General features: G+C 59.9%; 17 protein-coding genes. 6 read left to right on the top strand and 11 right to left on the bottom strand.

From position 1 onward, the window contains the following. The first annotated feature begins 42 nt into the window (after positions 1-42). Positions 43-324 (top strand): peptidylprolyl isomerase PpiC, encoded by a 282-nt coding sequence (gene ppiC, locus AC6I7A_RS00630; RefSeq protein WP_009088412.1) that lies wholly within the window; start codon positions 43-45, stop codon positions 322-324. On the opposite strand, the gene AC6I7A_RS00625 is transcribed toward ppiC, so the two are convergent. Continuing rightward, a complete protein-coding gene (locus tag AC6I7A_RS00625) occupies positions 325-2,385 on the bottom strand; it encodes an AsmA family protein (RefSeq protein ID WP_058958108.1) in 2,061 nt (686 codons plus the stop codon). Positions 2,386-2,448: 63 nt separating this feature from the next. Beyond that, positions 2,449-3,222 carry a cyclic-guanylate-specific phosphodiesterase gene (gene pdeH / locus AC6I7A_RS00620; RefSeq protein ID WP_058958109.1) on the bottom strand — a complete coding sequence of 258 codons (774 nt, stop codon included), beginning with the start codon at positions 3,220-3,222 and terminating at the stop codon, positions 2,449-2,451. 280 nt (positions 3,223-3,502) lie between these two features. On the opposite strand from pdeH, the gene kdgK reads away from it, so the two are divergent. After that, entirely contained in the window at positions 3,503-4,435 is a 933-nt protein-coding gene (gene kdgK / locus AC6I7A_RS00615) for a 2-dehydro-3-deoxygluconokinase (protein ID WP_009088407.1), read from the top strand. On the opposite strand, the gene msbA is transcribed toward kdgK, so the two are convergent. Beyond that, complete coding sequence (gene msbA / locus AC6I7A_RS00610) at positions 4,407-6,170, bottom strand: lipid A ABC transporter ATP-binding protein/permease MsbA (RefSeq protein ID WP_498004210.1); 1,764 nt, start codon at positions 6,168-6,170, stop codon at positions 4,407-4,409. The two genes, kdgK and msbA, sit on opposite strands and share 29 nt — an antisense overlap. 489 nt (positions 6,171-6,659) lie before the next feature. Here msbA and AC6I7A_RS00605 point away from each other — a divergent pair, with 489 nt between their 5' ends. Next, complete coding sequence (locus tag AC6I7A_RS00605) at positions 6,660-7,532, top strand: alpha/beta hydrolase (protein WP_009088404.1); 873 nt, start codon at positions 6,660-6,662, stop codon at positions 7,530-7,532. A 2-nt stretch (positions 7,533-7,534) separates the two neighbouring features. Here the strand turns inward: AC6I7A_RS00605 and AC6I7A_RS00600 are convergent, their stop codons facing one another. The 8 genes from AC6I7A_RS00600 to bcsR form a co-directional block, all read right to left on the bottom strand. Further along, on the bottom strand, positions 7,535-9,028 hold the full coding sequence (locus AC6I7A_RS00600; RefSeq protein WP_009088402.1) for a M16 family metallopeptidase: 1,494 nt from the start codon (positions 9,026-9,028) through the stop codon (positions 7,535-7,537). Positions 9,029-9,274: 246 nt separating this feature from the next. Continuing rightward, entirely contained in the window at positions 9,275-10,564 is a 1,290-nt protein-coding gene (locus AC6I7A_RS00595; RefSeq protein WP_009088401.1) for a dicarboxylate/amino acid:cation symporter, read from the bottom strand. A 225-nt stretch (positions 10,565-10,789) separates the two neighbouring features. Further along, on the bottom strand, positions 10,790-12,796 hold the full coding sequence (gene hmsP / locus AC6I7A_RS00590) for a biofilm formation regulator HmsP (RefSeq protein ID WP_072215529.1): 2,007 nt from the start codon (positions 12,794-12,796) through the stop codon (positions 10,790-10,792). A 117-nt stretch (positions 12,797-12,913) separates the two neighbouring features. Further along, positions 12,914-16,381 (bottom strand): cellulose synthase complex outer membrane protein BcsC, encoded by a 3,468-nt coding sequence (bcsC, locus tag AC6I7A_RS00585; RefSeq protein WP_058958317.1) that lies wholly within the window; start codon positions 16,379-16,381, stop codon positions 12,914-12,916. Then, positions 16,374-18,665, bottom strand: coding sequence for a cellulose biosynthesis cyclic di-GMP-binding regulatory protein BcsB (gene bcsB, locus AC6I7A_RS00580; RefSeq protein WP_058958316.1), 2,292 nt, complete (start codon positions 18,663-18,665; stop codon positions 16,374-16,376). Before bcsB ends, bcsC begins: the two co-directional genes overlap by 8 nt. Before the next feature lie 9 nt (positions 18,666-18,674). Beyond that, entirely contained in the window at positions 18,675-21,269 is a 2,595-nt protein-coding gene (bcsA, locus tag AC6I7A_RS00575) for a UDP-forming cellulose synthase catalytic subunit (protein WP_009088393.1), read from the bottom strand. Further along, positions 21,266-21,991, bottom strand: coding sequence for a cellulose biosynthesis protein BcsQ (gene bcsQ / locus AC6I7A_RS00570; protein ID WP_058958315.1), 726 nt, complete (start codon positions 21,989-21,991; stop codon positions 21,266-21,268). Before bcsQ ends, bcsA begins: the two co-directional genes overlap by 4 nt. Continuing rightward, positions 21,991-22,188 carry a cellulose biosynthesis protein BcsR gene (bcsR, locus tag AC6I7A_RS00565; protein WP_009088390.1) on the bottom strand — a complete coding sequence of 66 codons (198 nt, stop codon included), beginning with the start codon at positions 22,186-22,188 and terminating at the stop codon, positions 21,991-21,993. The genes bcsQ and bcsR overlap by 1 nt, the downstream gene beginning before the upstream one ends. A 195-nt stretch (positions 22,189-22,383) precedes the next feature. Between bcsR and bcsE the strand changes: the two genes are divergently transcribed. Genes bcsE through bcsG form a run of 3 tightly spaced genes read left to right on the top strand, consistent with a single transcriptional unit; the run spans position 22,384 to position 25,770 of the window. Beyond that, positions 22,384-23,919 (top strand): cellulose biosynthesis protein BcsE, encoded by a 1,536-nt coding sequence (gene bcsE / locus AC6I7A_RS00560; protein ID WP_498004205.1) that lies wholly within the window; start codon positions 22,384-22,386, stop codon positions 23,917-23,919. Continuing rightward, positions 23,919-24,116 (top strand): cellulose biosynthesis protein BcsF, encoded by a 198-nt coding sequence (gene bcsF, locus AC6I7A_RS00555; protein ID WP_009088386.1) that lies wholly within the window; start codon positions 23,919-23,921, stop codon positions 24,114-24,116. Before bcsE ends, bcsF begins: the two co-directional genes overlap by 1 nt. Next, positions 24,106-25,770, top strand: a complete 1,665-nt coding sequence (gene bcsG / locus AC6I7A_RS00550; protein WP_058958314.1) for a cellulose biosynthesis protein BcsG — start codon at positions 24,106-24,108, stop codon at positions 25,768-25,770. The genes bcsF and bcsG overlap by 11 nt, the downstream gene beginning before the upstream one ends. The last annotated feature ends 52 nt before the right edge of the window (positions 25,771-25,822 follow it).

Raw genomic sequence — 25,822 nt, 5'->3', positions numbered from 1 at the left:
GGTTTATACTGGGCGGCAATTATACACAACCGAGATACCAACATGGCGAAAACCGCGGCGGCTTTACACATCCTGGTCAAAGAGGAAGCGCTGGCAAAAGAGATTCTGGCGAAACTGGCGAAGGGCGGCAATTTCCAGCAGCTGGCGAAGAAGCATTCGACCTGTCCTTCCGGCCGTAAGGGGGGCGATCTGGGCGAGTTCCGGCAGGGGCAGATGGTACCGGCCTTTGATAAAGCGGTCTTTACCTGCCCGCTGCTGACGCCTTACGGGCCGGTAAAGACCGGCTTTGGTTATCACATTATCAAAGTGCTCTACCGCAACTAGTTACTTCTTCTGCTTCATCTGCTGCAGAACGTTGCTGCACTGGTTGTCTTCGTTGTCGCTGGGGGAGATCAGTGCCAGCAGCGCCGCTGCCGGTCCCACGACCGCACCCAGCGCCACGGCAGCGGCCCCACGGGCCAGCAGTGGCCCCGCTTTCACGCCCGCATCCGGATTCTTAAAGGTGCCGCGCACGTAGAGCGGGGAGCGCAGCGTGACGATGCGCACACCTTTACTCTCCGGATTGATCGACAGATCCAGTCGCTCACTGGCGAAGTTGGCGTTCCCTGACACATTGATAATCGCGTTCTCGGTATCAAACACAAACAGGTTCGGCGTCGCCAGACCATTCTGCAGTCTGATATCGGTGGCCGCGCAGTTGATGCGCACCTGATCGTCGCCAAAGAGTTTGCCGACCACGTAGTTACCCACGTTGAGTCCGGCGATCTCCATCAGATTGCGGCTGATCAGCCCGTCATTCATCAACAGCTTCAGCTGACCGTTGCTGGTCGCCAGCAGGTCGGCGACCGAGTTGCCGGTGCCGGTAAAGCTGGCATCACCGTTGAGCTGACCCAGGCTGTTCTTCATCGCCTGCACATCCGGGAACAGCTGACGCAAACGCAGCTTGCGTGCATGCAGGTCAACCCGGCCACGCATCGGTGAGCGATCGCCCTCCAGCCGGATAGTGCTGTTGAGATTGCCGCCCGCGATACCAAAGCGCAGCGGGTCCAGCAGCAGATCGCCGTTTTTGAGCTGTAAGTGGGTATAGAGATCGCTTAGCGGCAGTGAGTTGCTGTGTTCGATACGTTTGCCGCTGAACTTCACGTCGGCATCCATGACATCCCAGCTTTTGGTTTCAAACCTGTCGTGCGGCAGCACACGGTCAGCAGGCTGATTCGATTTCTCACCGCGCCGGGCTTTGGCCTGGGCGGTCTTCTCACTCCCTTTGCCGGAGTTCACACCAATCAGCGGCCCCAGATCGGCCATGCGCAGTTGCTCAGAGGTGAGTTCCCCGGTGAGGGTGGGACGCGGTTTGCCCTGCGTGTAGATCAGCGAGCCATGAATATCGCTGTCGCCGATATGACCGTTAAATTTCTCATAGCGGTAGACCGCGCCCTTTTCCCAGCTGAATTTCGCGATCAGATGGCCGTCCGTTTCATAAGGCGGGGTATCAGGCAGCAGAACGCCGGTCAGGCCATAGAGGTTCGCCAGCGTATCGCCGGAGAAACGCAGACGCACATTCAGTCCGCCCAGGTTCATCGGGTCCTGCACGCCCCCGGTTACCTGAACCCGCGTGGTGCCGTTTCGCACATCGGCCTGCACCGGGAAAGGGGTGTTCTGGCTGCGCAGCGAGAGCATGCCGCCAATCCTGCCTTCACCGCTGAGCTTTTCATTTTTGTAGGTGCCACTGGCCTGCCAGCCAAAGACGAAGTCTCCCGCGCCCTTCTGCTGATCGTCACCGCCGGCAATCTGCGCATAGGGCACCGGTTTGCCCAGCGGATTCACCTGTACCGTGACATCGGCGCGGTTAACCGCATCGCGATAGCGGATTTGCCCCTGATCAAACAGGATATTATCCAGCCGGAAGGACCAGGCCGAAGGCGCGCTGTCCTTGTCATCCTTGTCACTACTGGCGAGATCGAACGTCCAGTTATTCTTTTTATCCGCCGTCTGAATCAGGCGCGCATCGGGTCGCTGCAGCTTAATCCACGGGATGAAAAGCTCTTTGTGCAGCAGCGACAGCGGTGCCAGCGTCGCGTCGGCCCGTTGCAGATGGACCATGGTGACATCAGGAATGCCGGGCGGGTTACCCAGCATGATATCTTCGGCGTGTATCTGCGGCCACGGCACCCAGCGCCGCCAGCCCGACTCGTCGCGATGGCGCACCCAGTCGATCCCCAGATCCCCGCGGATGGCAAAAGGACGATTGAGTTCGGTTGAGACTTTCTGATTGATGGTGGGCTTCAGGCGGTTCCAGTCAAATGTCGCGATCACCACAATAATCACCACAATCAACAACACCAGAATACCTGCAACCCAACTGACGATTTTCCCGGTACGCGACATGTCGCTTTCTCCTTGCTCTTTCACGGCCTGCGTTAAAGATAGTCGAGACGGCGGGCAACGGCATCAGGGAAGCTGGAGAGTCAGATGATTCAGTTCAGAAAATGGGACAGGCCGCGAAAAGTAGTAGCCCTGAGCCGCGATGGCCGGGGAACCCCTGACCTGCTGCCACTGCTCTTCCGTTTCCACGCCCTCGACAATCACGCCGTTGCAGTAGCGATTGATGAGCGCCAGCAGCATCGAAAAGAGGCTGCGCCCTTCATCAGAACTGCCCAGCAGAATAAACAGGTCGCGCGACAGCTTGATGTAGTCATATTTCAGTTCGGTCAGCGCGGAGAAATTGGCCATGCCAGAGCCAAAATCATCCAGCCACAGCGGGCCCAGTTCCGGGATCTTAGCGACTCTCTCCGCCTGTGGCAGCGCATGATGCTCTGTCAGCTCAAAGCGGATCCAGGGCAGGCGGGCGATCAGGCGACGAATGGCGGGCCGGTGCTGAATGGAGAGCAGCGAGGGGCCATCGATGTTGACCGACGCGACCACACCGTTGCGCTCGAAGAAGGCGGACCACTGCGTCAGCAGTTCCAGCTGCTCATAGATCACATTGAGGCGCTGGGCGATATCGAGCCCGGCAAACCAGGCCTCGGGTGACAGATTCCGTTCCGGCTGGGCAGGATGAGAAACGGCGGTCAGCAGTTCAATGGCGAGTAACCGACCGGTTACCCGATAGATAGGCTGGAACCGATAGCGCCGCTGGCACTGTTGCCAGAAGAGCGGGGTTTCCGTTTGATAATCAGGGTCAATTGAAGACGGCAGCCATTGACTAATACTCTCCATCACCATGGTATTTTCCTGGTTGATAATATGTCCCCAAAACGGGTGACGCAGCTGCGATTATCGTGAGTGTCTGTGGTAAAGAGATGAACGACCCGGCCACAAAAAGGGAAAGTCTATCAGCTGCGTCGCCCGCATAATCGGTAAAAAAAGCCGAAATTAGCGCCTCTTATCCGCCAGATTAGCCCTCTCCTGCACCTTAAGCTAAATCAAAACAGCGTTTTAAAAGCGTTGACGACTGCCATACCAGACGCGAGACTGAGTACTCTTTCACTACGGGTTGCAAACCATGACGCAGAAGAAAATTGCCATTATCGGCGAATGCATGATTGAGCTGTCGGAAAAGGGTGAGAACATTAAACGGGGTTTTGGCGGCGATACGCTGAACACGGCGGTTTATCTCGCCCGCCAGGTGGATGAGCAGCAGTTACGGGTCGATTACGTCACGGCTCTGGGGACGGATTCGTTCAGCGATCAGATGATAACCGCCTGGCAGCAGGAGAAGGTCAACACCGGCCTGATTCAGCGTCTCGATAATAAAATGCCAGGCCTGTATGTGATTGAAACCGATGCGGAGGGCGAGCGCACCTTCTGGTACTGGCGCAGCGACGCCGCGGCCCGCTACTGGCTCGACAGCCCGCAGTCAGAGGCGATCGCCGACCAGCTGGCGCACTATGACTATCTTTACCTCAGCGGCATCAGTCTGGCGATTCTGCCCGCTGCCAGCCGGGAAAAACTGATGCAGCTTCTGGCCCGCTGCCGGGCAGAGGGCGGCAGGGTGATTTTCGATAATAACTATCGCCCGCGTTTATGGGCCGATCGGGCCAGTGCGCAGAGCGCGTATCGCGCCATGCTCAGCTGTACCGATATCGCCTTTCTCACCCTGGATGATGAACATCTGCTGTGGGGCGAGCAGCCGCTGGAGGAGGTTATCGCGCGAACCCGCGAAGCAGGCGCCAGCGAAATTGTGATTAAGCGGGGTGCGGAGGCCTGCCTGGTCGCCACGGGTGATGCGCCGCTGATTGAGGTGCCTGCGGTCCGGCTGGCGAAGGAGAAGGTGGTGGATACGACGGCCGCGGGCGATTCGTTCAGCGCCGGATATCTGGCGCGCCGCCTGACCGGCGCATCGGCTGAAGCCGCCGCACAGCGCGGGCATCTGATCGCCAGCACGGTGATTCAGCATCGTGGCGCGATTATTCCGGCAGAGGCGATGCCTGACTGAACTGCATCTGATAAAGCCGGGCATAAGCGCCGTTCTGCTGCAGCAGCTGCTGATGCGAGCCGCGCTCAACAATCCGGCCCTCTTCGATAAGCAGGATCTCATCGGCTTTCTCAATGGTTGAGAGCCGGTGCGCAATAATCAGCGTGGTGCGGTTCTGCTGCAGCGTCTCCAGCGCAGACTGAATCGCCCGTTCTGAGCCGGTATCGAGGGCCGAGGTCGCTTCGTCGAGGATCAGAACGGGACTGTCGCGCAACAGGGCGCGGGCAATGGCAATGCGCTGGCGCTGTCCACCCGACAGCAGCACCCCATTCTCCCCAATCATCGTATCCAGCCCGTTCTCCATTTTATTGATGAATTCCATGGCATGAGCCATCTGCGCCGCCTGTTCGACCGCGGCGCGGCTGAAGAGATCACGACGGGCATAGGCGATATTGTTGGCGATGGTGTCATTGAACAGATGAACATGCTGAGAGACCAGCGCCATCTGCTCGCGCAGCGAGGCCAGGGTGTAGTCACGCAGATCGTGCCCATCCAGCAAAATTTCGCCGCTGTCGATATCGTAAAAACGCGTGAGCAGGCTGGCGAGGGTCGATTTACCTGAGCCGGAACGGCCTACCAGGGCGACCGTTTTCCCGGCCGGGATATCAATATTGATTGCGTTCAGGGCGGGCGTTTCCGAACCGGGATAGGTGAAGCTGACGTTGCGGAACGCGATATGACCGGCGGCGCGTCCGATAACGCGGGTGCCCTCATCTTTTTCCTGCTCAGTATCCAGAATCGCAAACAGTGTCTGGCAGGCGGCCATGCCGCGCTGGAACTGCGCATTGACGCTGGTCAGGGACTTTAACGGACGCATCAGCATCAGCATGGCGGAAAAGACCGCGCTGAGGGTGCCCGCCGTCAGCGTCGTCATTACCGACGGAAAACTGGCCGCATAGAGCACAAAAGCCAGTGCGAAAGAGGCGATTAACTGGATAAGCGGATCGGACAACGCGGTGGCCGACACCATTTTCATCCCCTGGCGACGCATCCTGTTGCTGACCTGCCCAAACCGCTCTGTCTCCACCCGCTGACCGCCGAACATCAGCACCTCTTTATACCCTTTCAGCATCTGCTCAGCATGGGAGGTGACCTGCCCCATGGTGTCCTGCATGTTCCTGCTGATGCGGCGAAAGCGCCGGGAGACGAGGCGGATCGCCAGCGACACCACGGGCGCAAGTACCAGCAGGATCAGGGAAAGCTGCCAGCTGTAGTAAAACATCATGACAAACAGGCCAAGGATAGAGGCACCTTCACGCACCACCGTGACCAGCGAGCCGGAAGAGGCGGAGGCGACCTGCTCGCAATCGTAGCTGATGCGGGAGAGCAGCGTGCCGGTTGATTGCTGATCAAAGAACGCCACCGGCATCCCCATCATATGGCTGAAGAGACGACGGCGCAGGCTCATCACCACTTTACCGGAGACCCAGGAGATACAGTAACCGGAGATATAGCCGCTGACGCCGCGGATCAGGATCAGCCCGATAATCACCAGCGGCATCCACAGCAGCATCCCCGCATGCCGCCTGCCCATCACATCGTCCAGCAGGCTTTTCAGCAATGTCAGCATAAACGGGTCTATGGCGGCGTTGACGATGAGGGCTATCCCGGCGACCACCAGGCCCAGCCTGAAGGGTGAAATGGTGGGCCACAGTCGCGTAAACGTCTGTCTGGCAGAGAGTGTGGGTTCAGACATGGCATGCATCTTACCGTTGTGTAGGAACGGATGATGATATGTTAAACCGTATCAACCAACCGGAAACTGCCCTGTCGCCATGAATCATAAACAGTCTCAAATGAGACTGGTACTTCTCCCCTGCCTCCAGGCCCGGATCACGCGGGGATAAAATCATTATCGCCTCTTAAGCGCCCGCAGTGTGATATCCGGTAAATTTCGGCTAATAAAGCGGGCCATGCCACTCATTTCCCTTACGCTGAAAAATTGTGGTTAATCGCACAGGCGACCCGGCCACCCCCTTCAATCAGACTTATAATTTATTGAATAAAATTAGCCAGTTATAACCACCCGGGCGCCACCAGGCATAGTCCGAATCTGCCCGATTCGGCCCTTTTCGGATGGACGTTCGCCGTAAAAAAGACCATCTTTTAATCAACAACAGCAGGACGCTGTGCTCTCCGGCCGTGAACAAAACAACTAAAATATTCTCCGCATCAGGACCTATTTATGCACACAGAAATCATTAATATCTGGCCACACGGTGATGCGCCAGGTGCCAGCGATTCGCGGGCACAGCCGCAGATCGTCGATATGGCAAAAGAGTATGAGCCTTACGATCGCGCCGCCACCGGTGTACGTTGCCCGGAGATGGCGATCTGGCATCCGGTCGAATCCAACGGGATCACCCTGCTGGTCGCGCCAGGCGGAGGTTATCAGCGTGTGATGATCGACCGTGAAGGCAGCGCCCTGGCGACCTTCTTCACCTCAATGGGCTATACCCTGGCGGTCATGACCTACCGCCTGCCCTATGATGGTCATCATGAAGGCCCCGATGCGCCGCTGGCCGATGCACAGCGCGCCGTGCGTGTGCTGCGTGAACGGGCGCAGCGCGGCCTGAATGGAAAGTACATTGTGATGATGGGCTTTTCGGCGGGTGGCCACGTCGCGGCCAGCCTGGGCACACGCTTCGCGGAAAAACTCTATCCGGTGCAGGATGGCGCAGAAAACTTCTCACCTCGCCCGGATGCGATGATCCTGGTCTATCCGCTGATCAGCATGCGTGATGGCATTGCCCATGAAGGCGCCCGAACCCGCCTGCTGGGTGCCTGGCCCGATCAGAAAACGATTGAGGCCTACTCCCTGGAAACCCGGGTTCACCCACTGGTGCCGCCAACGCTGTTGATCCACGCCGCCGACGACGAAGCCGTTTCGGTGAATCACAGCATGGCGTTTTTCAGTGCGTTGCGGGAGCATAAGGTCCCGGCAGAGGTGCATTTCTATCAAAAAGGCGGGCACGGATTCGGTATCCGCGGTGTGGCAGATTTGCCCCTCGCCAGCTGGCCGATGTTAGTGACCGAGTGGCTCAGGGCAAAGACCTGATCTTAAGCCGCAGGCGGCACGTCTTTGACGTTGCTGTCCGGCGGCGTGGCTTCATTGCTGGCCGCCGGTGCCGCTGACGGTGCCATCACTTTGTCCCAGCTGTTTTGCAGGCTTTTCACGTTGGTTTCCGCTTCGCCTTCCGGCTGGATCAGAACCATCATCAGTTCCTGGGTCAGCTGCTGGCGCAGCTCCTGGTTTAACTGCTCGCGGGTCAGACCCGCCAGGAAGGCCTGCCGCAGCTTCTGATACTGCTCAGGCGCAATATCGACCACGGCGTTCTGCTGGGAGCGCAGCCGCTGGCTCATCAGCACATCGGTGTCGGTGCGGGCATAGGTGGTGAACAGCTTATTCAGCTCCAGCAGCTTCTGCGCCATCAGCGCATCAAACTCCTCCTGCGGTAAGCCTTTATCGCGCACGTTAGCCAGCTCGCGAGCCACCAGATTCATATTCTGCGCCAGACTGTCGTTGCGTCCATCCAGATTGATCGAGCACTGCGCACGCTGATAGAGCACGCGGCAGTCAAATCCCACCTGTATGCCCTGCGCTTTGCTGTCACTGAGCGCGCGCTGAACGTGCCAGAACAGCGCTTCACGGGCCAGATCGCCCTGCCAGTAACGCTGCAGATTCTGCGAGTCACGAATCGGCTGCCACGGCGTATCCCACACCAGTGAGAGGCGATCCTGCGTCATGTTGCTGCTGACCAGATTCACCGGCTCGTGCGGCAGCGGGGAGAGGGTGGGCAGTGGCGCAGGTGTTTCGCGTTTGCCGGTCAGTGCCGAGAAGGTTTTGTTGATCTGCTCAGAGAGGTTGCGGCTGTCGACATTGCCGACCACGTAGAGCGTCATCGCATCCGGGGTGTACCACTGATGATAAAAGTCGTTGAGCTGGGTTAAATCAACCGGGGCGCGTGGCTGCGCCGCAGGATCGTGCGCCAGCAGCGCCGAGCCTTTCAGGCGGTAGCGCCACCAGACATCCTGCGTATCTTTCGGCCAGGTGGCGACCGGATCGGAGGCCGTCAGCGCGGTGCTCACCACCTGTTCGGTAATCGCCATATTGCCCGCCGTGGCCGCCAGCCAGTTCAGCGCTTCTTTCAGCAGCTCAGGGCGGTTGTTCGGCAGGCTCAGATTATATTGGGTGGAATCATAAGAGGCGATGACGGGCGGCAGGGGGCGCTGAGGATCCATCGCCTGCTGCCATAGCGCGCGCTGCTGCTGGGTGTCGAGCGCGGTGTTGTGCACCATGGCCAGACGCGACAGCAGATGGCTGAAGCCGGTCTGTTGCGCACTCTCCACCAGTGAGCCGGTGTTGACCACCAGCCGCAGTTCGATGCGGTCACTGGGGCGTTGCGGTGTGGCCAGTAACTGCCAGTTAAATCCGTTATCCAGCTTGCCTTCCTGCCAGGCCGGATCCGGTTGCAGCGTTTCTGCCTGGAGACCATAGCTGCTTGCTGCCAGCACTAATCCACCAACCAAAAGCCGAATTCTGGTGCCCTGCATGTGAACCCCTACTCAAATAATTCAAATATCGTTATCACTGGCGCGACGTGCCGCTGTTATTAACGAATCGGCTGGCGCCGAATCGCGCTGTTATCCAACAACAACGTGTTTGACCACAGGAAGTTCAGGATGTCGCGCAACGAAGTGAAAAACGTCAAAAAAAACAAGTGGGGTTTATTATGCAAATGCCCGCTGTCAGGGCAAGCGACAGCGGGCATTTGAGGGGATTTAAGTGAAATTCAATGATTAAACTGAAGATTCGGACGCTTTGTTCTCTTTATTCCGGCCGGCGAGCGTGTCATTGAGCTGTTTGTGATCCAGCTGGTCTACCCATTTCGCCACCACCACGGTCGCCACACCGTTTCCGATCAGGTTAGTCAGCGCACGCGCTTCGGACATAAAGCGGTCGATACCCAGAATCAGCGCCAGACCCGCCACCGGCAGATGGCCGACCGCCGAGAGCGTCGCCGCCAGCACGATAAATCCACTGCCGGTCACCCCTGCCGCGCCCTTCGAGGAGAGCAGCAGTACCACCAGCAGCGTGATCTGATGGAAAATATCCATGTGGGCATTGGTCGCCTGGGCAATAAACACCGCCGCCATGGTCAGATAAATCGAGGTGCCGTCGAGGTTAAAGGAGTAACCGGTGGGGATCACCAGCCCGACCACAGACTTCTTACAGCCCAGCTTCTCCATCTTATCCAGCATGCGCGGCAGCGCTGACTCGGACGAGGAGGTGCCCAGCACAATCAGCAGCTCCTCTTTGATATAGGCGATGAACTTAAAGATGCTGAATCCGGCAAACAGACGCGCAATCAGCCCCAGCACAATCACCACAAACAGCACACAGGTGATATAGAAGCAGACGATCAGCTGGCCGAGCTGCACCAGTGACCCCACGCCATATTTACCGATCGTGAACGCCATCGCGCCGAAGGCGCCTATCGGTGCCAGACGCATGATCATGTTGATGATGCCGAAAATGACTTTCGAGAAGCTCTCAATCACGTTGAAGATCAGCGTGCCGGTGTTACCCAGACGATGCAGGGCAAAACCAAACAGAATGGCAAACAGCAGCACCTGCAGGATGTTGCCGCTGGCAAAGGCGCCAATCACGCTGTTAGGGATGACATCCAGCAGGAAGGCGACGATGCCCTGCTGTTCCGCCTGCTGCGCATAGACCGCCACCGCTTTGGCATCCAGGGTGGCGGGATCAACGTTCATTCCCGCACCTGGCTGCACCACGTTAACCACGATCAGACCAATGATCAGCGCGATGGTACTGACAATTTCAAAATAGAGCAGCGCGACAGCGCCGGTGCGCCCGACGGCTTTCATGCTTTCCATACCGGCGATGCCGGTCACCACGGTACAGAAGATGACCGGGGCGATAATCATCTTGATTAACTTAACAAAGCCATCGCCCAGCGGCTTCATCTGGGTCCCCAGTTCCGGGTAAAAATGGCCTAACAAAACGCCGATGCCAATCGCCATCAGCACCTGGAAATAAAGGCTTTTAAAAAGTGAGGTTTTCATAAACAGGTGTCCACTAACGCCGTGAGGTGATGTTGTCGGATTCGTTATTGTGACTGGCGGGCAACAGAGGTGGCGCCTGACAGTAACCCGAAAATAACACTGTGTTTACGTGATTAATACAGGGCGACAAACCCCCAGGAAATGTCAGGATCGTAATTCTGAACTGAAACGCTTCAGCAAGGGGTTTTGTAACTAAAATTCTCGCAAAATCAATGAATCAGGCAATTATTGCGGCAGTGAGGAGTTTCCTATCCAGGCCTGATTGAATCGGGTCAGAGGCAGCGCTTCCGCGTAGAGGTAGCCCTGCCCGATGTGAATGCCGCGCGCCAGCAGCCAGTCACGCTGCTCCGCGGTTTCCACGCCCTCGGCAATCACCTCAAGGTGGATAATCTCGGCGATAGCCGCCACGATGCAGACCATGGTGTCGTCATCCGGCAGCGCCGCCACAAAGCTGCGATCCATCTTCAGCTTATTGACCGGCAACGCTTTCAGCTGATGCAGATAGTTGAGATTGGAGTAGCCCATGCCGAAATCATCCAGCGCCACCGCCACCCCGGCCTGCTGCAACAGTCGCAGCATCGCTATCGCCTGTTCTGCATCATCCAGATGCGCCGTTTCGGTCACTTCCAGCACAAAAGTGCCAGGGGCGATGCGGTGACGGGTCAGCAGAGACTGCAGATGGGAGACCACGCCCGTATCGCGCAACTGTACCGCCGAGATATTCACGCTCAGCGGCAGCATCATGCCCTGCCGCTGCCAGCCAGCCAGAATGCGGCACGCCTCTTCAAACACCCAGCGTCCCACTGCACTAATCACGCCTATCTCCTCGGCGCTGGCGATAAACTCTTCCGTCAGGCCGTAACTGCCATCCGGCTGGCGCATACGCAGCAGCGCTTCCGCGCCCGCCAGTGCCCCGGTGCGCATATCGACCTGCGGTTGCAGGTAGAGAGCAAACTGCTCATCGTGCAGACCCTGCAGAATGTCATGCTCCTGGGTCAGGCGTTTCTGTGCGCGCTCGGTCAGCGCGGCGTCAAAGAAGAGGATCTGATTTTTGCCCTGATGACGGGCCGACATCATCGCCGAGATCGCCCTGTCCAGCAGTTCACTGGCGCTCAGCGGCTGATCGTCGCGCAGCGCCAGACCAATGCTGACGTTAGGGCGCAGCTGCAGCTGGTGCAGGCTGACCGGCTGATTAAGGCGAATCATCAGATTGCGCGCCAGACGCAGGGCGCGGAACGGATTACTGGCGCGCTTCATCAGCAGGACAAAATCGCTGACGCCGGTCTGCGCCAGCAGGGTGTGGTCATCCAGCGTATGGCGGATCTTCTCCACCAGCGTCAGCATAAGCGTGTCGCGCTGCTCATCGCTGAGTATGCCGTTGGCTTCCTGCAGGGTTTCAATGCGGATCACCATCAGACCCAGCGACCGGTCAGGATTGCACATGAACTGTTCGACCAGCGCCAGGAACAGGGTGCGGTTGGGCAGGTCGGTGACCGGGAAGTGGGTGGTCAGCCGGCTCATCTCATCATGAATCGACTCCAGCACCTGCTGATTGCGGTTGTAGCTGCGCACCAGCATGCCGATTTCGTCATCGTGATGACTGTGCGGCAGGGAGAGTTTATGGGTCAGAATCGCCTGCGGCGGCAGCTCCTGCAGCTCGCGCGAGAGATGACGCAGGGGATGGACGACCAGCCGGTTGATGCACCAGCTGATCGCCACGGAGAGGATCAGCGCCAGCAGCAGATAGGTGATAATCATGGTCGAGAGCGTGCTGAGGATAAACTGGTAGACGCGCGTTGAGTTCGCCTGCAGCACCAGATAAGCCAGCGGTTTTGGCATTCTGGTATTTTCTATCGAGTAGAGCGGCAGCGTAATCTGCACCGGCAGCTCAAACAGGCGGGCCACCAGACGCGGCACCGGTTTTTCTGTCTCAAAGTCAGCATGCAGCGCCTGAAATGCATTGGGCAGCACCACATCGGCGCGCGACAGGATACCGGCCGGTTTCAGAGAGTGAAGAATGTGTTCGGCCCGGGGGATATCGGCCCGCAGCACCGCTTCCGACAGCGGCTGACGAACGGTGTGGGCGATATTCTCCATCTGCTGGGCGTAGTCAATCCTGCGCTGCTGCACAAAATGAAACAGTTGGATGACGATAAAAATACTGATGGTGATAACCGCAACCAGCGAAACCGTCGCCATCTGCTTTATCGTAAGTGACCGGCTTACGCGCAAAAAATTCTCTCCTGACGATGAAAAAAGCCCAGATAGCAGACAGTACAATGCCAGCCAGTATATCCCATAAACTGACTTTTTTACCGTCTGAAAAGTCCGGCTTTTTCCCGGTCAGGATTATTTAAAATCCGCGTAAGGGGTCAGCGGCTGTGGCGGCATATCCAGGTCCCCTTCCCAGCCACCGGCAGCATAGCGCACATAAAGCAGACCGTGACTCGGGGTGTAATCCTTCGCCTGCTGGATATCCACACCGGCACCGATAAACCAGTTCGACGTCAGCCGTCGCTCAATCACTGCCTGCAGCGTATAGCCGGTACCGCCGCCGGAACTGCTGGCAGAAGAGGGGTTACTGGCAAGGGTATAGCCCGGATTAACCGGATAGCGCTGCTGGGCATGGGTTTGCGAATGGGACCAGGAGACAGAGCCGCCCAGATCAAACGACCAGTTCTCTGTCCGCTGCCGCCAGGTGACCGGCACGGAAAAAGAGAGGTACTGCTGCGGGCTGTAGTAGCCGCCCTGGCCGAAGGTGTAATCGCTGAGATCCTTCTGATAGTGCCAGAGCATGCTGTTCAGCCCGACGGTCGCCCGGCGGTTGTCGCTGTTGATGAGCTTATAGTAATAGCCGCCCATCAGGCGCTCGCGGCTGTTATCGGCGACATTTTTGCCGGTGATCTGATGCACACTGATGTCGCCCCAGACGCCATGCGCACCGCCCTGATCGTAACTCAGCCCGATGCTGCCGCCGGTGGCCACCACGCCGCCCCAGCTTTTGCCGCCGCTGGCTGCGGGATCGCGCGTCCCGGCATAGGAGAGCAGCGAACTGGCGATCGGCCTGCGTGATGCCGTCAGTGTGACGCCGAGCTGTTTCACATCAGTTTTCCAGCTCAGGCCGCCGGTCCAGTTCGTGACTTCAAAACCCAGCGGCGTGGTACCGAGGTCAGCCGACCAGGTCGCGTTATGCCAGCCCGCGGCCAGCGCCGTCCCGCTATCGCGCTGGCGGTTGTCACGATTACAGCCGCCAGAATTGGCATCGTCGCAGCTGCCAAACAGGGCGTCGATGCTGCCGTTCCGGGTAGTAAAGGTGCCTGCGGAGACATCGACCCGATCAAGACGGAAAAAGCCCCGGCCATCGGCAAACGGATGTTCCGCCTGCAGCATGGTGGTGTGCGCCGTAAAATCGGAGATGCCGCCGGTGCCGCTGTTGCGTGAATAGTCCTGCTGCACCGTGAGCGTGGTCTGCTGCTGACGGTAGAGATCGGCCGTGTCGCTGCGCAGGCTGCGCTTCAGCCAGTCATCCTGGGGATCGTTGCGGGTTGCGCGGCTGATATTGCCACTGCTCGCGATGCCGCTGGCCGTCATCGCCTGACGATAGTCTGCCAGTGCCTGTTCAGGCTGCTGCTGCGCCCCTTCCAGCCGTGCTGCATCACGATAGACCAGCGCTTTATCCTGCGAAGGGGGCAGCGAGGCGGCACGCTGTTTCAGATCGGTCAACAGCGCCGCGGCCCGCGTGGTTTCACCCACCGCCTGCCACGCCAGCGCCGCGCGGCGATCCGCATTCAGCGTGCTCTGCTGCGGCGGCAGCGTCTCCAGCGACTGACGGGCTTCGCCGTTGCGCTGCAGCGCCACCAGCGCCTCAATCCGTCCCAGCGCCGCATCGCGGTTGTCCGCCTGGCGTGACAGTACCTGCTGATACCCCTGCAGCGCCTGCTGCGCGTCCCCCCGCGCCAGCGCCCAGTCGGCCAGGGTCAGATCGCGGCGGCTGGAATCCGGCTGCTGCCGAAGCAGCGCGATTGCGGCAGGCTCATCGCCCGCCTCGCGCAGGGCATCGGCCTCGGCAAAGCGCTGATCCTGCGTCAGGCGCTCAGCCAGCTGGCGCATATCGCTGCTCCATTGTGCTTCCGGCAGACGATGCAGCGTGGCGCTGGCCTCAGCGGCGTTATCGTTGCCCGAGAACCAGAGGGCGGCGGCGTAGAGCGCGGTGCTATCCTGCGGGTGCTGCTGCGCCACGCCGCGCATCACCGCCTCCGCCTGCTGCGCACGACCGCTGTTACGCAGCGCACCCGCCAGCCGGTAGCTGAGCCAGACGTTATCCGGCGTCAGCGCCAGTGCCTGGCGATAGCGATCGGTGGCCTGGGGCCAGCGCCCCTGCTGCGCCAGTGCATCGGCCTCCGCGCGCAGGCTGTCGCTGCGCAGCGTGCGAATCGTGTCGGCCAGAGCGCGCTGCTGGTCGGCGGGCAGCGTATCGATAAATGCCATCTCGCGGGCGGGCGACACCGTCCGGTAAAATCCTGCCAGCCGCCGCACCGCGGTGATATTGGTGCCATCCAGCCGGCGCGCTTTTTGCCAGAACCGTTCAGCGCCGGGCGCATCGTTGCGCGCCATCGCCACATCACCCAGACCAATCAGGGCGTAGCTGTCGCTGCTGTCATAGGTTTGCGCCGCGCGGTAGGCCTTTTCAGCCCCGTCGATATCGTGCTGCGCCAGCGCTTTATCACCCTGCTCAATCGCCAGCCAGTAACGACTGGTCTGCAGCAGCGACTGCCATTTGCCTATCAGCGTGCTCTGCTGACCCGCCTGAATCGCGCGCTCCAGCCAGCGAATGGCCACCTCACGATGGCCCGCGCGGGCCTGAATCTGCCCCATTGCGCCCATCAGTTCGGCATCCCCGGGATTGCTCTTCAGCGCCCGTTCGAGGGCGCGCATGGCGCTGTCAGCGTTACCGGCATCGACCCGCGCCAGCGCCTGCATCCGGTCACGATAGGCGGGATCGGCCAGCTGACTCTGCTGCTTCGATAACGCGTCCACACCCTGCTGATGAGGCTCACCGTCGGTAAATACCGCCAGATAGGCTTTCAGCTGCGCCACGCTGCTGTCGCTGACCGGCTGGTCAGTGATCTGCTGCAGCCAGAGGTCAGCGGCGGCCTCACGCCCGCCGCCGCGCTCCGCCAGCCGCTTCAGCTGTGTAATTGCCTGCTCCGGCTGCTGACGCGCAAAGGCCATGCGGGCGATCTGTAATCCGACCCCGACGTTGCCAGGATAGCGCTGCTCCAGCACCTGAAGCTGTTGCCAGGCCAGATCTTCCTGGCCGGGAAGGCGCGCCACCAGCCGCCAGTACTCCAGGGCAATGTTAGAATCGGGGAAGACGCCGTTAAACAGGGCATCGTAGGCGCTTTTCGCCTCCGCCAGTCGTCCTGAGGTGGCAAGCAGCCGCGCCTGCTGCAGTTGCTGCCGTCCGTCAGACGACATCATGCGCAGGCCGGCGGCAGATTCCCGCGCCGCAGCGGAGTCGGGCGCCAGCCGGTTGAGCTGATCCAGCAGGGTCTGTGCGGTGGTGAGATCGCCCTGATGCAGCGCCAGTCGCAGACGCGCCGCCAGCACCTGGGGATTCTCCGGGTCAATCTTCTCCAGCCGGTAGAGCGACTGCTGCACCAGCTCATACTTGTTGGTCGATTCGCCGATGCGCACCTGAGTCAGCAGCCAGTCAACCGGTGAAACCTGCGGACCGGCGACAGGCGCAGCCTGCCCCGGCAGCGCACCCAGCAGGCCGATCAGCACACCTGCCCGCAGCAGAAGCGACTTATTCATCTTCATCATCAAGCAGACGGCGGCGCGAGATAAGACGCATCAGACGCCAGACCAGCATGGCAAACAGCACCACGACACCCACCGAGCAGAGCGCCAGCCAGAAAGGATGGGTAGCCAGCGCGGCCCAGAGCCGCTCCCACCAGGGGAGGTGGCCCACATAGTAGGTCTCGCCGACACGCAGACTGTTCACACCCGACTCACGGACAATTGCCGTAGAGCCTGAGATGGCCGCACGCTTGCCGCTGTCAGCCAGCGCCTCATCGAGCAGCTGCCAGCTGCGCGGACTGCCATCGGCGAGCAGCGCAACCACACTGCGCTGATCGTAGAACGGCGACTGGAAACCAATCACGGTGGCCAGCGGACCCCGGGAGCCGATGGCGGTGGTGCTTTCTGCGCTGCGTTCCGCCTCGCTGAGAGTCTGAGCCGGCAGAGATGCCCGTCGCGCCGGGGTTTTCAGCCAGCTGGCGGTGGCGTCAACCAGCGCGCTGATCCGGCGGTCGTCCTGAAGATCTTTGGGGATGTCGCCGATCAGCAGCAGATCCGCGTCCTGCTTCTGCGCCGTGCGCCAGTCGTCGGTAAGCTGCACGCGCAGCGCCGGATACCCGGTCTGCGCGCCGATATTGCCCAGCGCATTCAGCAGGGTAGCGACCTGCTGCGCATCCGGATCCGGCTGAACCAGCACCAGCGTCTGGGAGAGATCGGCGTAGCGGCTGAACGGGAAGCCGGCATTCGCCCAGGTCTGCAGCGACGGCATTTCGATGTAGTGGCGATAACCGGAGAAGTCGATGCTGGAGTTGTCGTCCACCACCACATGATTACTCACCGGGGTGACGGTTTCGCAGCGTCCGTCCGCCGTGCCGCCCATAAAGGTGGTGGCATAGTCGAAATCGAAACGCAGCTGATTCATCACGCCCAGACGGAGCGCCGGGATTTTCAGCTCATGACTCTTGTCTGTCGTTCCCTGCAGCAGGGGAAGGTGCAGCAGCTGCTGTCCGGCCGTGTTTTTCGGCTGCAGCGGGTAGTCCTGAATGAACTGATTGTTCAGGTTGACCGCCAGCCTGGAGCCGTCCGGCTGGGTGGGCGAGGTGTAACGATAGTTCAGATCCATATCGATACCGCGCGCCCGCACCAGGAAGAGATCGGGTGGCAGATTCAGCGTCAGGCTGATCGGATTAGGCTGCAGACCGTCAGACTGCAACTGATTTTCATATTGCGTCAGCTCGGCAAAGGTCGTGCGGCGATCGGTGCGTACCCAGTTTGGCGCATCATAAGGCTGGCGCGGGGCCAGCAGCGTGACGCGGTCAATGGTGGAGGTATCGCCCCGCAGCAGTAACTCGCCCTGCGCAATGCCCTGCACGGCCGTCAGCAGGTCGTCGTCGTTGCGGCCCAGAATCAGCAGCATTTTCTCATAGGGATTGTCAGGCTGACTGACGATCTCTACGGTCGGTTTGCTCACCGGCGGCAAATCTTTCAGGAATGCCGGGCGCGCATCGTTGGTGGCAAACACCACCGCGTGCTGTTGCTGCGGCAGCTGATTGTAGAGGACCGGGAAGCGCTGGCCGCGCCAGGCGGCTTTGCTGCCAAACCAGGAGGCGAGGATGGCGGCAGCCCGCTGCTGCGCGACATCGGGCTGGGCGGCAAACACCATCGGCAGGGTCAGCGGCCGCGTGTCGCGCGCATCAAAGAAAGGCTCCGGGAAGTGTGACAGGTCATTTTTCAGCGGCAGCTTTTGCAGCGTCAGATCCAGGCTGCTGGCTTTACCGATATCGAGCCAGATGGTGCTGTTGGCCGGGTTTTCACAGATGTTGGCGTAGTGACCGACCAGCTCAAAGCGGACGCGGTTAAAATCGGCGATAAACCGGGGGTCCAGCGGCAGCTGCGTCTGATTCTCTTTGCCGATCTGCTCCGGCGTCAGGGTAATCAGGCTCACCAGCTCATCGTTGAGATAGATCTTCAGCTGCGACAGGGTCGGCAGCAGCGCAGGCGATGGCCGATAGCTGAGGTTCAGCATAGCACTCGTGACGACTTCGTCGCTGCGCACCCCAAACTCAATCTGCCCGGTGGTGCGCGTTCCGCGCAGCGTCATGCTGCCTGGCGGCGGTGCCAGCTTAGCAAAGCTCAGCTGGCTGTTTCGCAGCGGCGCAGCCGACGGCTGCGGCACGGCCTGCTGCGCCGTCTCTCCGGCCGCGCTGACCGGTGCATTTTCCTCTGCTGCAGCGCAGCTTAATGTTGCGGAACCCAGCAACAGCGCAGCGACCCACCTGTTTATTCTCGTTGTCGTCATATCATCAACTCAATGCAGATTTTTTGAGGCGGGCACGCGTCCGATGCCTTGCGGCAACAGCGAAGCCAGCCAGCTTACCCCAGCGGTAAGCAGGTTAAACAACCGACGTAACTGCGGCGGACCATATTCCGCCAGGCGCAGATAACCTTTGAAGCCGAGGATCATGATATCGGTGAGGCTCTGCACCGGTTTATCTTCCGGGAAACCGTCCTGCCACAACGCCCAGGTATCGGCACGGGCGAAGGTACACTGGATAAAATCGATGTGCTGCCGGGTGGTCAGGGACTCAAGGCGAACGCCCGCCCGACGGCCAAAGACGCGCTGCACCGTGCAGGGGAAGCTGAACTCCTGCTGACCGCGACGCAGCAGCAGCCAGACCTTTTCATCCTCCCGCAACGCATCCGGCTCGCGCAGCTCCAGACCCACCCCGCCATCGGAGTAGTCCCGCAGCGTACAGGGCAGCATGTGGCCGTTTTCGCGCGCAATGGCGGCAGGCATCGCAATCTCCACGCGATGGGCCTCACGGATCTGCCGGGCTTCAACCGAGACCGCTACCGCGCCCCCCAGAATCACCATGTTGTAGATGACCCACACCAAACTGACCCAAACCGTTAACACCTCGTTGGCCGGGCCGTGCTGCATGCGCCAGAACGCCATCCCTACCCCCGCCAGGTTAAGCAACACCAGCAGCATATAAGGCCGGGTGATGACCCAGTCCAGATGCCGCTTCTCCACCAGCCCGCCTTTGGCGGTGACGTTAAACTTGCCTTTGTGGGGATTGATCAGCGCAACGGTCGTGGGCAGGGCGATATACCACGCCAGCACCGTTTCGTAGACTTCACTCCAGAACGAGTGCCGCCAGCGCCCCTGAATACGCGAGTTGGTCAGGCTGGTGTGCAGCATGTGGGGCAGCACATAGACCGCGATCGCCAGCGCGGGCGCGTAGATGATGTAGGCGTGGCAGAGCAGAAACGCCAGCGGAGCCAGCAGGAAGATCAGCCGCGGAATGCCGGAGAGAAAGTGCAGCATGGCGTTGGCATAACAGAGTCGCTGCACCCACTTAAGCCCTTTACCGAACAGAGGGTTATCCAGACGGAAGATCTGCACCATGCCACGTGCCCAGCGGATTCGCTGTCCGATATGCGCCGACAGGCTCTCGGTCGCCAGTCCGGCGGCCTGAGGAATACGGATATAGGCCGAGGTGTAACCCAGCCGGTGCAGGCGCAGCGAGGTATGCGCATCTTCCGTTACGGTTTCGACCGCGATGCCGCCAATCTCCTCCAGCGCGGTGCGGCGCAGAATGGCGCAGGAGCCGCAGAAGAAGGTCGCATCCCAGGTATCGTTGCCATCCTGAACCAGGCCGTAAAAGAGTGATCCCTCATTCGGCGTGCGGCGAAAACGGCCCAGATTGCGCTCAAACGGATCGGGCGAAAAGAAGTGGTGCGGCGTCTGCAGCATGGCCAGCCGGGGATCTTTGATAAACCAGCCCATGGTCATCTGCAAAAAGGCGCGCGTCGGCACATGGTCGCAGTCAAAGATCGACACGAAGTCGCTGCGGCAGTGCTTTTTCAGCGCATGGTTGATGTTGCCCGCTTTGGCGTGTTCATTCGAGGGACGCACCACATAGTTAACGCCAATGCTGGCGGCGAACGCGCGAAATTCGGGCCGGTTGCCATCGTCCAGCAGATAGATGTTAAGCCGATCTTTCGGCCAGTCGATACCCAGCGCGGCGTAAAGCGTCGGCCTGACCACACTGAGCGGTTCGTTATAGGTCGGAACCAGCAGATCCACCGACGGCCACAGCGCACGATCGGCAGGCATCGAAACCGGCTGACGGTTGAGCGGCCATAGCGTCTGGAAATAGCCCAGCACCAGCACCACCCAGGCATAGGTTTCGGCGGCGATCAGCAGCAGACCCAGCACCAGGCTGAGCGGGTCATCCCAGTTGAGTGTCGAGGTGTAACGCCACCAGAGATAGCGGCAGGATACGGTCAGCGACAGGACGATCAGCATCATGGTCGGTAAGCGACCCGGCACGCGCCGCACCACCATCGCCAGACTCCAGAGCAGCAGCACAAAGATAAACTGCGTCAGCAGGTCAAAGGGCTGGCTGATACAGAGCAGCGCCAGTACCGACGCGATCACGCCCATTCCGGCCAGGAGAGCGTAACGCAGCAGGGGCGGCAGTCTCTTCAGCCGTTTTTCCGCCCGCGCGCCCAGCCCCTGCGCCTCTGCCTGCCTGCCACGCCTGTCGAGCCAGCGATAGACCCGCTGCCGCCAGCCAGCCAGCGTGGCGAAGCCGTTCACGCGGCGGCGGCCATCACCCGGCAGGATAAACACCAGCCAGAGCGTCTGGATCAGATAGCGCACAGGATCAAGCGGCTGCGGGCGTTCGGGCGAAATATGCGGATAGAGGCGGCGGCGCTGCTGAATAATCTGCTGCCAGCCCGGTGCCTCCAGGCGCAACAGCGTCACCGCCAGCCCGCACCAGAAGAGATGCAGCGCGCTGGCGAAGCGGGATGCTCCGTTGTTCCGGGCGGTGCTGTAGCGACGCTGCAACGCCAGCCAGGCGGGTCGGGTCAGCAGCCAGCGCAGCGGGTTCATACGCGATCGCCTTTCAGATGAAGCAGCAGCCAGTTCGCCAGGGTGGTGAGCTCTTCGCTGACCAGCGCGTGGGGCCGGTATTCTCCGACCGGCTGCTTCATCATCAGCGCTTCTGACAGCGCTTCATCCCGGTGGATCAGCAGCGGGATCAGCGGATTCAGCGACGCCATCCAGAGCTGATGCAGATCCTGCTGCAGGCGGCTGTTGGCGTTGAACTGGTTGATCAGAAAACGGGTCGCCGCAGGAAAGCGTTGCTGACTCAGGCGCAAATGGCAGTTTGCATCGGGCGTAATGACGCCGAGCAGGCCATCCAGCTGCGCATAGAGCGCCGCATGCCACGGCGCGCTTTCGGCGGGCAGATCAAAAATTATCCAGCCGTAGCGCGCCCGCAGTGCCGGTAGCGCCGCCAGCAGCGGGGCAGCAATCGTGCTGTCCTGAACCGCAGCGGAGGCGGAAGCGGAGAGCAGGCCATAGGGGAGCAAATCCGGCCCCTGCGGATAGCGCCGGGCGCTCTGCAGCCAGTCGCCGCCGTCACACAGCGCCTGCATCCAGCCCTGCTCCGCCTGCACCGGCAGATTAAAATGCATGCCGAGCTGGCTGACCGGCGAGCCGTCAATCAGCAGAACCTGTTCACCCAGTGCCGACAGCGCCCAGCCGAGGCCCGCGCAGAGAGAGGAGGTGCCGACACCGCCACGGATGCCCTGAAGTGCCATCAGCGCCATCAGCGATGCGGCTCCGGCTGTGCGGCAACGGTTTCGGTTAATAATGGCCAGCGCGATACGATCTCTGCCAGCCGTTCTTCGCGGGCAATATCGATATACCGGAACGCGTGCAGAGAAAAGGCGTCACGCAGTGCGCTGATATCATCCTGAGGTCCACCCTCAACGGCGACCGGCGTATAAACATTCGGGTTTGTCATTATTTTTCGCCACGAACAAACAGTGTCGGATTGAGGACAGTGGCCTCTTCGCCTTTTTTCTGAAAAGGGATTTCCAGAATAAGGACGCTATCAGAAAAGCGTAATTGGCCTGTCGCAGTAATTTTTAATTCGTCAGGTTACAACCTGTGCTGACTATAATAAACTAGCCTGGGCTGGAACAATATCGAATTCATTATGAAAAATTCTTTTTCACTGGGGCTGCGACAGGTTCAGCCTGAAGTCATAACGTTGCAAAATCCCGGTTTTTATTGGGTCACCTGCGCACGCCAGCAGGATATGCGTGCCTTTATTCGACAGGTTATTTCCCAGCAGCATGCCGTAACGCTCATCAGCGCCGGGCTGCCGCCCCGCGAGCTGCTGACGCCCGACCTGACGGGCGGCCCCGACCGTATCCCGCTCTTTTCTCTGCCGGCAAATAAAAAAAGTCTGCTGCAGCTGGAAAGGGATTTATCCCGCACGCTCAGTCATAAAAGTGGGCTGGTGATCTTCAGCAGCAGTACGGCGCAATGGGATAAATTAAACGAAGCGGAGTTGCGTGACTGGATAACACGCATGCGCAGAATGTTGCGCAAACGAAATATTACACTTCTCATCGTCACCACCGGTATTACTCTTTTTAATCAGACCAGCTCGCTTCAGCGTTATTATCGTCATATAGACGGACTGGCTTATTTAACCGTTGAGCAGGATAGCTGGCTGTATCAAATAAGCTGGTGGTATACCGGCGAAAGACTGTTTGCCGATCGCACGCTTCGTCTGGGCTATGAAGATGCGCATTTCTTTGCGTTAAAAGAAACGCAGGAACCGCTGAGCCTGAATGATGAGCAACACTATCTGGCCGATAAAAGCGTGCTTGAAGGCGCGCCGCCGCTTTCCCGCCAGTGGCAGCTGTTTGATGATAATCAGCAGGTCTGGTTACAGGCGCAGCAGGCCCATGCGGCCACCGTGATCTTCAGCCTGAATCACAGTGAACAGATCGGTGAACTGGCAAAAATGGTGCACAGCCTGCGCCGCGCGCGCGGCAACGGGCTGAAAATTGTGGTGCGTGAGATGGGCGTCAGCCTGCGTTACAGCGATGAGCGCCTGCTGCAGGCCTGCGGCGTGAACACCATTGTGCCCACCACGGCAGCGATGTCGCGCTTTCTCACCATGCTCGAAGGGATTCAGGGGCAGCGGTTCAGTCGTCGCGTGCCCGCCAGCCTGGATGCGCTGATCGCCTCCCTGCAGCCGCTGCATGAAAAGGGCTATCTGCGCCTGGATGCGTTCTGTGAGGCGGTCAGCCAGTTAATCAGCAACACCCTGCTGCCGGAAAATGACAAAGGCCTGCTGGTCGCCCTGCGCCCGGTGCCGCAGCTCACCCCTCAGCAGGTTCTGACGCTTTGCAAACCGCGCCGCTTTGGCGATCTGGTCACGGTGCTGGAGGATCGGGTGATTCTGTTCCTCTCCTCCTGCCGCTACAACGACCTGGATAAAGCGCTGAAATTTATCTTTTCACTGCCGCACGATGAGCTGTTTGCCAACCGGATTATCTGGTTTGAGGACAACCAGATCCTCGCCGAGATCGGCAACATTAAAAAAATGACGCCGATGGCGCTGCAGGTGCTGACGCCGGTTTCCGATTCGGTGCGCCCTGCGGAGACCTCGCCAGTGGCTGCGCCGGAGCGCCCGGTTCCGCAGCCCATTACATTACTGCCGGAGAGAGAGTCCTGATGAACCTGATGGATTGGGTGCAGATTGCGCTGCTGCTGCTGTTCATTTTGCTGATCGCCAGACCCGTGTGGCAGCAGTGGCTGCCGCGCCGCTGGAACGGTCTGCTGAATCGCCTGTTACCTGCACGTGCGCTGAAGTCTGAGGGGCACTGGCAGCGTCAATCTTCAAAAACGGATGCCAACATTAATGAAAAATGATCAACCCGCTGCGGCCCACGCTTCCCGTTTGTGGTCCTGCTGGCGCGGCCTGGGCGGCTGGAATTTCTATTTCTTAGTGAAGTTTGCCCTGCTGTGGTACGGCTATCTTAATTTTCACGCCCTGAGCAATCTGGTGTTTCTCGCCTGGCTCCTCTTCCCGCTGCCGTCGCTGCGCCTGCATCGCCTCCGTCACTGGATCTCCCTCCCCATCGGGATCGGGCTGTTCTGGCATGACACCTGGCTGCCCGGGCTCAGCAGCCTGCTCAGCCAGGGCGACCAGCTGGCGGGCTTCTCCGCCGCTTACCTGCTCGATCTGGCTGACCGCTTTATTAACTGGCAGATGTTAGGTGCGCTGTTTGTGCTGCTGGTGATCTACCTGTTTATTTCGCCCTGGATCCGCATCACCGTGCTGGTGTCGCTGATGATGATCTGGCTCAACGTGCTGACTATCGCCGGCCCGGCGATGTCGCTGCTGCCCACGCGCGCCGCCACGCCGCAGGTGGTTCTGAATCAGACGCCCGCCGCCGCCAGCCAGCCCGCAGCGGCACCGGAGGGGCTCGATCAGTCGGCTGCCCCCACCAGCGCCAGCCTGACCGCCTGGCTCAGCCGCTTTTATGAGAGTGAACGCAAGCGCGTCACCCACTTCCCTGACAGTCTGCCAGCCGATTCGCAGCCGTTCGACATTCTGGTGATCAATATCTGTTCGCTCGCCTGGTCTGATATGGACGCGTCCCAGCTGCGTAATCACCCGCTGTGGCAGCACTTCGACATCATGCTGACCAACTTCAACTCGGCCACCAGCTACAGCGGCCCGGCGGGGATTCGCCTGCTGCGTGCCAGCTGCGGTCAGACCTCGCACAGTGACCTTTATAAGCCCACCGATTCACGCTGCTATCTGTTCGATAATCTGGCGAAACTGGGCTTTAAAGAGCAGCTGATGATGGATCATACCGGTGTGTTCGGTAACTATCTCAAGGAGTTACGCGAGTCAGGCGATATTCAGGCTCCGCTGATGTCCCAGGCGGGTATTGCGCCGGAACTGACCTCGTTCGACGGCTCGCCGGTGCTTAACGATGCCCAGGTGATGCAGCGCTGGCTGGATGATCGCAGCAAGAGCAGCGATGCCCGCAGCGCCACCTTCTACAATCTGATCCCGCTGCACGACGGCACGCGCGACCTGGGCAGCACGAAAACGGCCCCGTGGAAGCCGCGCGCTCAGCTGCTGTTTGACCAGATCGACGCCTTCCTGACGCAGCTGGAGAAATCGGGCCGCCGGGTGATGGTTCTGGTGGTGCCGGAGCATGGTGCCGCGCTGCAGGGCGATAAAATGCAGATGTCCGGCCTGCGCGATATCCCCAGCCCCGATATCACGCACGTGCCGGTGGGAATTAAGTTTGTCGGCATGAAGGCACCGCATCAGGGACAGCCCCTGAATATCGATGCACCAACCAGCCTGCTGGCTGTCTCAGAGCTTGTCTCGCGCGTGGTCGATGGTCAGGTGTTTAATGCGCCGAATGTGAACATGTCGGTGCTGACGGACAAGCTGCCTCAGACGCCTGTCGTATCGGAGAATGATGGTGCGGTGGTGATGATGTATCAGGGCAAACCCTGGATCCGGCTTAACGGCGGCGACTGGGTAGCCTACCCGCAGTAGCGCAGCGATGAAGGGGGTTCAGGCGCGTCGGCGCGCCTGAACCGGAGTGAAC

Source organism: Type-F symbiont of Plautia stali, from assembly GCF_059731105.1.
Note: the sequence above shows the minus strand (reverse complement) of the source record. Positions and strands in the feature narration are given on the sequence as shown.

Coding starts and splice junctions, on each gene's coding strand:
- AC6I7A_RS00595 (WP_009088401.1), bottom strand. CDS start 10,564: ATGAAAACCTCACTTTTTAAAAGCCTTTATTTCCAGGTGCTGATGGCG.
- bcsE (WP_498004205.1), top strand. CDS start 22,384: ATGAAAAATTCTTTTTCACTGGGGCTGCGACAGGTTCAGCCTGAAGTC.
- bcsQ (WP_058958315.1), bottom strand. CDS start 21,991: ATGGCGCTGATGGCACTTCAGGGCATCCGTGGCGGTGTCGGCACCTCC.
- AC6I7A_RS00600 (WP_009088402.1), bottom strand. CDS start 9,028: ATGCAGGGCACCAGAATTCGGCTTTTGGTTGGTGGATTAGTGCTGGCA.
- AC6I7A_RS00625 (WP_058958108.1), bottom strand. CDS start 2,385: ATGTCGCGTACCGGGAAAATCGTCAGTTGGGTTGCAGGTATTCTGGTG.
- bcsR (WP_009088390.1), bottom strand. CDS start 22,188: ATGACAAACCCGAATGTTTATACGCCGGTCGCCGTTGAGGGTGGACCT.
- AC6I7A_RS00605 (WP_009088404.1), top strand. CDS start 6,660: ATGCACACAGAAATCATTAATATCTGGCCACACGGTGATGCGCCAGGT.
- bcsG (WP_058958314.1), top strand. CDS start 24,106: ATGAAAAATGATCAACCCGCTGCGGCCCACGCTTCCCGTTTGTGGTCC.
- bcsF (WP_009088386.1), top strand. CDS start 23,919: ATGAACCTGATGGATTGGGTGCAGATTGCGCTGCTGCTGCTGTTCATT.
- ppiC (WP_009088412.1), top strand. CDS start 43: ATGGCGAAAACCGCGGCGGCTTTACACATCCTGGTCAAAGAGGAAGCG.
- bcsA (WP_009088393.1), bottom strand. CDS start 21,269: ATGAACCCGCTGCGCTGGCTGCTGACCCGACCCGCCTGGCTGGCGTTG.
- bcsC (WP_058958317.1), bottom strand. CDS start 16,381: ATGAATAAGTCGCTTCTGCTGCGGGCAGGTGTGCTGATCGGCCTGCTG.
- kdgK (WP_009088407.1), top strand. CDS start 3,503: ATGACGCAGAAGAAAATTGCCATTATCGGCGAATGCATGATTGAGCTG.
- msbA (WP_498004210.1), bottom strand. CDS start 6,170: ATGTCTGAACCCACACTCTCTGCCAGACAGACGTTTACGCGACTGTGG.
- pdeH (WP_058958109.1), bottom strand. CDS start 3,222: ATGGTGATGGAGAGTATTAGTCAATGGCTGCCGTCTTCAATTGACCCT.
- bcsB (WP_058958316.1), bottom strand. CDS start 18,665: ATGACGACAACGAGAATAAACAGGTGGGTCGCTGCGCTGTTGCTGGGT.